Source organism: Winogradskyella vidalii, assembly GCF_013403955.1.
GTDB lineage: Bacteria > Bacteroidota > Bacteroidia > Flavobacteriales > Flavobacteriaceae > Winogradskyella > Winogradskyella vidalii.
Genome location: NZ_JABFDG010000045.1, coordinates 1 through 861 on the forward strand (window position 1 = coordinate 1; position 861 = coordinate 861).

At 31.4% G+C, this 861-nt stretch carries 1 protein-coding gene; it reads left to right on the forward strand.

Annotation, left to right across the window (positions count from 1 at the left end):
- The coding region (locus HM982_RS18405; protein WP_179354771.1) for an IS110 family RNA-guided transposase at positions 1 to 752 on the forward strand (752 nt) is incomplete at its 5' end.
- Positions 753 to 861: the final 109 nt, after the last annotated feature.

The window sequence follows — 861 nt, forward strand, 5'->3', positions numbered from 1 at the left end:
TTGAAAATCCATTATCAGTAAAACGTTTTATCCAAATGAAGTTGTCTAAAATCAAGACAGACAAAAGTGATTCTAAATTGATTTGTGAGTATGCCAAACAGGTGGAATTAAAACTTTGGGAAGGCAATTCCAAAGTTCAAACAGAGTGCTTACAAATGACCAGACTCCTTTCATTGTATACAAAACAAAGCACTATGCTTAAAAATAAGCTACATGGAGAAGCTGTTTTAGGTAACCCAAGTAAAGTCGTAGTGGCTTCATTAAAGCGTAGTTTAAAGCAGGTTGATAAAGAATTAAAAACCTTAGAAGAAAAACTATTAATAATAGTAAAACAAGAGTATCAAGATTTACTAACTCGAATAAAAACTATTCCAGGTATAGGAAATAAAACCGCAGTAATGCTATTGGTTTTAACCGATGGATTTGATCGTTTTAAAAGCGGTAGCGAATTGTGTAGTTATGCTGGATTAACCCCTGTAGTTAGAAAGAGTGGGAGTAGTGTAAATGGACGGCCTCGTATCAGTAAAATAGGAAATCAGAAACTACGTAATCTGTTATTTATGTGCAGCTTTAATGCTTGTAAATACAATAAAGCATGTCGTGATATTTATGAGAGAATAGTAGCAAAAGGAAAGAGTAAAAAATTGGCATTGATAGCGGTGTGTAATAAACTATTAAAACAGGCTTTTGCTATAGCAAAATCAGGTTTAATATATGATGATACATATAGAAGTACTTTAGTGAAAAATTAGTGCATTTTTACTTGTTTTTTACCACAGTACTTTGTTACCTACAGTATTTTTAATTCAGATTCGTGTATATTAAATCCAAGAATAATTTCCGATACATTATTTTTTGAAA